The organism is Oleiphilus sp. HI0080 (genome assembly GCF_001635135.1).
The window spans coordinates 1-7998 of sequence record NZ_LWFU01000655.1 but is presented as its reverse complement, the minus strand read 5'-3'; the positions used below and the strand labels follow the sequence as shown (position 1 = coordinate 7998).

Annotated in this window: 5 protein-coding genes; 4 read left to right on the top strand and 1 reads right to left on the bottom strand. The window is 44.1% G+C overall.

Annotation, left to right across the window (positions count from 1 at the left end):
* Positions 1 to 2083 (bottom strand): hypothetical protein (locus A3751_RS14270; RefSeq protein ID WP_156492479.1); only part of this gene is annotated, 2083 nt, incomplete at its 3' end.
* Between the two features lie 104 nt (positions 2084 to 2187).
* Here A3751_RS14270 and A3751_RS14265 point away from each other — a divergent pair.
* The 4 genes from A3751_RS14265 to A3751_RS14250 all read left to right on the top strand — a co-directional run.
* Positions 2188 to 2928, top strand: coding sequence for a hypothetical protein (locus A3751_RS14265; RefSeq protein ID WP_156492478.1), 741 nt, complete (start codon positions 2188 to 2190; stop codon positions 2926 to 2928).
* Positions 2929 to 3083: 155 nt separating this feature from the next.
* On the top strand, positions 3084 to 4547 hold the full coding sequence (locus tag A3751_RS14260) for a Wadjet anti-phage system protein JetA family protein (RefSeq protein ID WP_068457280.1): 1464 nt from the start codon (positions 3084 to 3086) through the stop codon (positions 4545 to 4547).
* A 19-nt stretch (positions 4548 to 4566) separates the two neighbouring features.
* Positions 4567 to 5232, top strand: a complete 666-nt coding sequence (locus A3751_RS14255) for a DUF4194 domain-containing protein (RefSeq protein WP_068457279.1) — start codon at positions 4567 to 4569, stop codon at positions 5230 to 5232.
* Positions 5222 to 7998, top strand: a 2777-nt coding sequence (locus A3751_RS14250) for an ATP-binding protein (RefSeq protein ID WP_068457277.1), incomplete at its 3' end; no start/stop codon positions are given. The genes A3751_RS14255 and A3751_RS14250, both read left to right, overlap by 11 nt.

The window sequence follows — 7998 nt, the reverse complement described above, 5'->3', positions numbered from 1 at the left end:
GGACGTCATAATCTCGGGGCCCTGAGTCGAACCAGTGCCTAGCTAAGTTCTCTTGAAGTTGTTCTGGAATTCCGACTCGTTGAAGTACCGTTTTGCATTTAAGTAACGAGATATCAACTGTGCCGTTGTTTTCATGGAGTTCAAAAAATAATGGTATTTCGTTTAGTTGATGCGCGGGAGCTTTTAAGTAGGCGATCTTTTTGTAAACATTCTGATGGTGTTTTCTTAGCGAGACTGAGAGCGACTTTAAGTGGTTGATATAGTGTTTAAGTTGTTGTTTACAGAGTGGGGGAAGTCTGATCAGTCGAGTATTGTTGTAGGGTTTATTTTTATCATCAATCAAAATCCATTCGCCGTCGATATTGTGAGAGTCAATGGGAACGAACTTTCGTGGTCTAAACCCAGTTGCACACCACAACAGCCAGAGGGTGTAGCAAGTAAATGAGTTATGAAATCTGATGATGTCTTCTAGGCTTGCGTTTTCAAGATTTTTCTTGCTGGCTTCAAGATCTACTATGAGTTTTCGCAAAGTATGATTATGTTTGCTCGGCGGGTAATAGAGGAGTGAGCCAGTTCTTAGCCCAGCAGCGTTGTTTAAAGGTGAGCAAGTAGTGGCTCCAACTTCCTCACAGATGTTTTGGTAAGTCTTCTCTACCGTCGTGCAATCTGAGCTGTAATAGTAGTCTTCGACAGATGGCGCGAATTCGTTATTTGCGATCGCGTGAGTCGTCAGCATAGGATCTGACGTTAATTTCATTCCAGTGAAGAACAGAGCTGCGCGTAGTTTCAAAGGTGTGATTCTAGCTCCTGTTCCTGAGGCGATTTTCGCGCAGGTGTTTCGGACTAGTGCGGTAGCATCTTGTGTTTTTAATCGTTCTAGAAGTGCAGGTATAGATGTTTCATGAATACGTAGAAAATCGTACATGATATCTGGCATTGTTAGAATCACATTCGAAGTGTTGGGGGCAAGCAATTCAGCTTGCTTCTCCGTAGGCATGAACCTCGATTCTATTTCCGGATAAGCGTGCGTCCAGGTTTTACTAGCAGTGCAAAGTTGAATGTTCGGTGATGACTCGAATGTGCTTTCGACAATCGTTGTGTTTTGTATGTCGTCTGGGGTTGCGCTCATTAATAGAGTTAGTAAAGCGGTGAACTGCTCGATTGGTTGAAGACCCCCACTGTCACGTATGTATGTCAAAGCGCTTGTTATTTCTAGTTTGGATAGGGCTTTCCAGTCTAGCGGCAGATACTGATTTTCCTGTTCGTTTCTATACTTTGCTGAATGCAAGCGTGCCATGCGACCTGGGCGAGACAATTCCTTTTGCTCTTCAGAAGGGAGTGAAAGCAATGTCTGATAATTGGGCTCAGTTTTGTCATTACCGAAGTTTTTTGTTTTTCGAGCAAAGGTTTGATGCTCTCCGCTGATATCGCGGTGAGCACTTTTTGTTGGCGGGGTGGTAGGAGCTTTTTCAACTTCATCCACGGCATCATTTTGTTCATCTGAACCTAGAGGTTTTTCTAAAGATTCCCTTATAAGTTTCAAGCCCTTGAGGCTCGAGTTTAATGGATGGTGCTCTAGTTGTGAGGCGGCTATAAGTCTGTCGAGAGTGAGTAGTGGTGTTTTAAGATGAAAGAAACGGACTTCTGGCGCTTTTGCCTTGATGATGTCTCTGGTATTAACGCACAGTTGTCTTATGGAGGGTGCAACTTCGGAAGCTTGATGAGTGTTGGTGCGCAATTGGTAAATGCTGATCAAGCATCGAAGGAAGAAGCAGAGTTCTTTGTTTGAGTCATAGGTTGTTATTCGCCTTTCTACAAGTGTTGATAGAACTTCGAAATCTCGGATTTGGCCACGGATCAAGTTAGCACCGACCCGCTTGTTGTGGACTCCGAGCGAGTTATCACTTTCACAGAATATCTCGATGCTAGTTATTTCAGAGGGTTCTATATAGTGCGTTATCCAAGAATTAAATCTAATCGCCTCTAGCAGGCTCTTCATTGCAGCTGTGACCCCTTGGAGGGTCGTTGTTCCACAAATTTTAGCGACGGAAGATAATTCTAGAGCAGTTTCGGGTTGATCCATTGTTAGATTTTGGCTTTGTTGTTGGCATTTACATTATTGCTGTAAGTGTATAATATTTGTACGCGTAGAGGAATGTGCTGACGGAAGGTTTTTAAGTGGAAGAAATGGCGTCATTAGCTTTGATGACCAAAGCAAAAAGAGTCGACGGTGGCTTTGAGTTTCGCGAAGATAAGCTGCATGAAGAGTACAGGAAGGTTCATAAATCATGCCGCAGATTGTTCGATGCTGAGGGCATGAAGGTCGAAGATGTAGTAAAAGTTTGTGACGATGGAGCTATCGAAATACGGTTTGAGGTCTCTAGCCAAGCGCCTGACATGTTCGACGACGGATTGATTTATGATTCTAAGCGAAAAGAAATCGAGTCACTGATACGGAACTCTGATGAGATTCATAACTTTGTGAAAAAGCAGGATAAGGAAGGGCTTGCCGATTTGAGATCGAAATTGGGAGATGAAGACTACGATAAGTCTTGCACTTTTAAGCAACTTAGAGAGAGGCAGTCGTCTAATCTATCCTTCCGGGTGGGGGATCACAGGGTCGTGGTGCCAGAATTGACACCCCAAAATGATGTTGTAGATGAAGGTACGGCTAGGACTTTTGTTACGCGAATACATTCTTTCGTTTTAGAGACGTTACATTTAAATATGACGGTCGACGAGATCGGCCGCGTGAAGTTGAAATTTACGCCTGAGCAAGACGATAAGGTCATGTCAGTTTTTCGCAAAAAGCCCCTAAGAATAACGGCGATGTTGGCGCTGTCGATGACCAACAATTCTAAGAGCAAGGTGACCCAAGGAGAGCTCATCGACATCGAGGTCGTCGAGCAGGAGGCACTGCCTTTTTGAAAGTTTAAATTTAAGGATGCTAATTGCGACCTCGTTGCGACTAAAAGTGTCGTTAAGGTCCTTAAGATTATCCTAATTATTGATAAATTCGCACCCTAAGCCCTCACAATTTATATGAAGCAATTTATTCTCGGCACAGAAAGGATTGGTCACATATGTTTTTTAAGGAAGAAAGGCTAAATTTCTTTAAACCACTGGTAAGTAAATATCGTGAGCAAATTGCTCAATGCTTGTCGCTGCTCTACGAACGTCAATATAGCTCTAACGCCGATTATGGATCGTCATTGAGTCGGGACCAGTTAATTGAGGTTTTTGAGGAGGCATTGGCTCGATCGTCAAATCATATCTTTGAAGAGGATGATGGGCTTCAAGAACAGCGATTCAAAAGCGGCCGAGAGCAAGGTAGCTGGGTGTTGAATCAACTGATTGATGCAGGATGGATTGAGCGGCAGGTCGACCCTGCGACGCTGCAGTCTACCTTTCCTTTTAGCCGAATGGGTCGAATCTTTACACTTGCTTTGCTCGAGGCGGATAACACGCAAATTCGCACGCGGCATCGGAATACCCGCAATACACTGAATGCTTTAGAGGCATTCTCTAATCGTGGCGAGGTATACGATTTATTGGATGCCTATGAATACTCCGAAAGGATTATCACTGATTTCACAGACATTATCTCTGAGCTGGAAGAGCGTAAGCGGGAGCTGGTCAAGGAGGTAGAGTCACAACAACTGATTCAACAAGCAACAGATCAGTTTTTCGATTTCATGGAGAAGCGTTTTAAACCCGATATTGCTGTGCGTCTGTCTGCAGATAGTGTTGAAAAACATCGTGAAGATATCAACAAGGCGATATCCAAAATTAAGCGTAAGAAAAGAGAAGAAAAGGCAGACGCGGAAAGACGGTTGCGTAAAACGGTTCCCGAATTATGCGATGCAAACGAATCCTTCCTAATGCATATTCTCGATACGATCGATCAAAGGATGCGCAATGCGTCAGACATTATGTTGCCAGCATTAAGGCGCTCGTTACATGGGTTTACGCGCCGAGCTGACATCATTATTCGACAGCTAAGCTACATGAATAGTCATTCAGGAAATGATTTAGTAGAGATATGTCGGGAGCTAGGTGATCTGCCTGATAGCGAGTATGCAGAGCGCCTCTTGGCTGCTGCTGAGCTACTATCTCCAATGAGTTTGAAGTTTGTTGATCCTGCTCAAGTAAAGCTTAGCGAGCGGAAGCAGAAGCAATGGGTGGATGGCGCAATTCACGAGCCAGGAGCCATAGACAAAGAAGCGCAAAGAGAGTTGATGATACAGCAATTGTTGGATCAGGCGTTCATGATCAACAAAAAACAGGTTAGCGAGTATGTCGTTAATTCGTTGCGTGCAGGGCGAAAAATATCAACACGGGATTTGCCGATTAATGATGCAAGAGACTTGATCGCAATGGCTCATGTCATAGAAATTGGCGGGGTAAATCATCTGAGCAGTGATCACCAATTTTTGGTTAAGCCAACTGGGCAACAAGTAACTGATACCCCTTATTATCACTCATTCGATGAGTTTACGATTGAACTCGTCAGTCATCGCAGCGAAGCTGCAGAGCTAGCTGAATAGAAGGACTAGGGAATTATTTATGATTAGTGACGTAATACAAGAGGCATTGCAGTCAAAAAACCTTGGTCCTGATGATTTTTCTGAGTTAGTCATTAGACTTTTAGATCACAGTGTTATCACTCGAGATCACAGCCAGGTTGAAACGCGCCTTTATGATCGTTTTGTGCAATGTGAAGAACTAGTTGAAGATTATCTCGCTCCGTTAAAGGTTCGAATCCAGCACGATCGAAAGTTCTGTTTTGTAAGAGTGTTTCCTCCTGGAGCGATCATTCCCGGGATTCCAGATCCGGATAATGATGCCTTCAACAGTGGCTTTAGAGTTAAACCTTCTCAGCAGGATATTGCCGTCATATTGGTTTTGCGTGTGGAATACGAGAAGTCGATACGAGAGGGCCAAATCGATGAAAAAGGATGTGTTTTGATTTCAATGGAGAGCATGGCGATCTCGCATAAGAATTTATTAAAACGCGCTTTGCCCGAAAGCCAAGGCGAGCGGTTATTAATTTTGAAAAGACTGCGTCAGCTTCGTCTTATTGATTTTAATTTGGACGAAGATATCGGCAACAGCGATAGCTGGATTAGCGTTCAGCCATCAATCACATCTTTTGTCAGTGACGATGTTTTTAGTGCATTGTATCCAATTGAACAAGACGCTTTAAATCGGGAGCCACAAGATGTTTTGTAAACGCATTATCTATGTGAATTGGGGCAATATTCCGAATGAGGAGTTTGAACTCGGTCCGATTAACTTGTTTTCTGGTGGAAATGGCTCGGGGAAAACTACAGCAGCAGATGGTTTGCAGTCACTCATGACCGCTGCGCACGATAGTCTTTATCATTTTAACCCAGGGCAGGAAGAGACTACACAAAGAGGCCGAGGAGGTAAGCTAGTACGAACGCTCGCTTCCTATGTGATGGGCTGTGATGACGGTAAGTACGCTAGACTCAGAATGACTGATGGTTACATCGCGGGAGTTTTTCATCCCACTCGCGGTGAGTCAGCAGAGCCGTTTACAGCAGTCATGTGTGTAAGAGCGCGCCTGGATGAAAGTGTGAATCCTAAGCAGGCGCGCCAGGAAGAGATCAAGTTTCTAATTCTTCCCGACCAGCAACTGCACATTTCCGACTTTATCCGTAATGAGGCAGGTGGCAAATCTATCATTACGATGGATGAAATTGCTCAGCACCTTTTAATTCAATATGGCAAGAGATCTGTTGAAGAATACGACAAGAAAGGCCCGTATCTTCGCAGGCTATATGGCGCCTTTCGAGGTTTACCAAAAGCCGTTTCTGATAAGGAAGCTAAGCATGCGGCACGAACGTTTTCTAATTTTATGGCCTATAAGCCGGTAAAGAGCATTTCCGAATTTGTTGCAAATCAGGTGCTTGAACCTAAAGACATTTCGGATGATATCCGGCAGGTATCGGAGCTTATGAAAACGATTCACGGGATGGAAGAGGAGACGCGAACGCTTAAATATGCCATTGAAAATCTCGAACAAGCCAGTGCAAGTTCCAACAACTACATAAATAACTGGATTGACCGCACCATCTATGAGTATTCGAAAGTTTCGCGACAGTGTCTGATCAAGCAAAAAGAGTATCTCGAGACAAAGGAAGAACAAAGAGCCAACACTAGAAATATAGACGAGACGCAGAGAGAAATAGATAAAGCTAATGATAAAAAGCAAACATTGCATGAGCAACTCGTTGAGCTGGAGGCCAAGCGGCAGGGTATTGATGCTCTAAAAACAAAAGATGAGCTTGAGGCTAAAGTAGAATCAATCCGGCAAGAGATTTCCGAGAAAGCCAAGCCTTTCTTAATACAAAATCATCAATTTCAGCTCAATTATCAGGCGACGAATGAGTTGGTGGAAAAACTAAGCGCAGCGCATTTATCTGTTGATTTACCATTGCTAGGTGGCGAGGAGTTTAACAGATATATCAGCCAGCTAGTCGATGGCCCTAAAGAAAGCCCAATAGATGCCAACAAGCTTCTTACTCGGGACTGGGTTGATTCCGCTTCATTAGAGCACGCTTTGGAAAGTGTGCTTCGGCTTGAGTCTTTGCATACACGTGTGTTTGAGCTTGTTCATGACTCCGATCGAGATGGCACCAACAAAAGTATTCGGGATCAAGTTGTCGCGATGCACACTACTAAGCAAGGACAGATGCAGCGCATCGCAGAGCAGGTGAAACAAAAGCAAAGCGAAGTAAAAAAACTGGAAGCTCATCGTGTCGACTATCCGCCACATGTGTCTGTGGCGATTGATGCTATTCGTCAGCAATGTCCAGAGGCCAAACCGGCAGTACTCTGTGATTTTATTGAAGTGACCGATCCAATATGGCAAATGGCTATAGAAGGTTATATGGGAGGGTCCCGTTTCTCTATTCTGGTTGAGCCTGAGTATGAAGCGCAGGCAATTCGCATAGTCCGTAGTTTAAAGGGAAGGCGCAATTCCGCTCGCGTTATTCAGGGAGGCAAAGCAAGGAGTGATGCTCAACGTTCATCGATTCCGAGTAATTCCATCATTAATGTGATGAGTTTCAGCCACAAAGTGGCCGAATATTATGTGCGCGCGTCCTACGGAAACGTAGTTAGAGTTAGCGATGAACATGCGTTGAAAGATGAACGAAGAGCAATAACGCCCGATGGATTGGGTTCTGGCAATTACAGCATGTTCCGGTGCGACATTGATGATGGCGATCTTGTGTTTGGACAAGAAGCGCGAGAAAGAGCTCTAGTTGCTAAAGAAAGGGACCTGCAAAAGTTATCAGAACAGCTCGATTCGATCGAAACAGAATATCATCGTATTGGTCGAATTCAGGAGTTGATGGATGGCATTAAACAGATTGCCTGTGCGGATATNATCAATGAAATGCTTACCCTTTATCGGGAGCTGGATAAAAATGAAGCCACGTTAAATGCTTTAGACCTTTCCGCTTTTGACGACTTGGAAGCTCAGTTGAAAGCACTTTCTTCTCAGCATGATGAAATTGATCGTTTGGTCCAGGCGCTGCGAGAGAGAATAGGGGGGTATCAAACTGATGAGAAAAACCTAGCGCTTAGAGTTAAAAAGCTAGATGGAGAAAAAGAGGCGTTAGTTTCTCAAAAAGAGGATAAAGAAGAAGTTGTTCTGAGTGTTTCCGATATCTACCCTGAGCACAATGCGGAGGAGCGTATCTCGAAGGCAGATGAGATGAGCGCAAGTGCTGATAATGTTCAGGATTTCGATGCGTTGATTGAGCAAACGTCGAACGCCTTAGAAACCTTAGATCGAAAGCTATATGATCAGATTAGAGATCACAATCTGCATAACAGTACCTTTAACCATATCGCTGTCATTGATACCTATGGTGACAAGCATGACCGCGAATACTTCAAATCAATTGTAGGTGTCGCCCGTCAAGTCGAGTCCGTATACAACGCACTGAAGAATAATGTGTTGGC

Excerpts from the sequence above, each read along its gene's own strand:
- A3751_RS14265 (WP_156492478.1), top strand. The coding sequence starts at position 2,188 with ATGGCGTCATTAGCTTTGATGACCAAAGCAAAAAGAGTCGACGGTGGC.
- A3751_RS14260 (WP_068457280.1), top strand. The coding sequence starts at position 3,084 with ATGTTTTTTAAGGAAGAAAGGCTAAATTTCTTTAAACCACTGGTAAGT.
- A3751_RS14255 (WP_068457279.1), top strand. The coding sequence starts at position 4,567 with ATGATTAGTGACGTAATACAAGAGGCATTGCAGTCAAAAAACCTTGGT.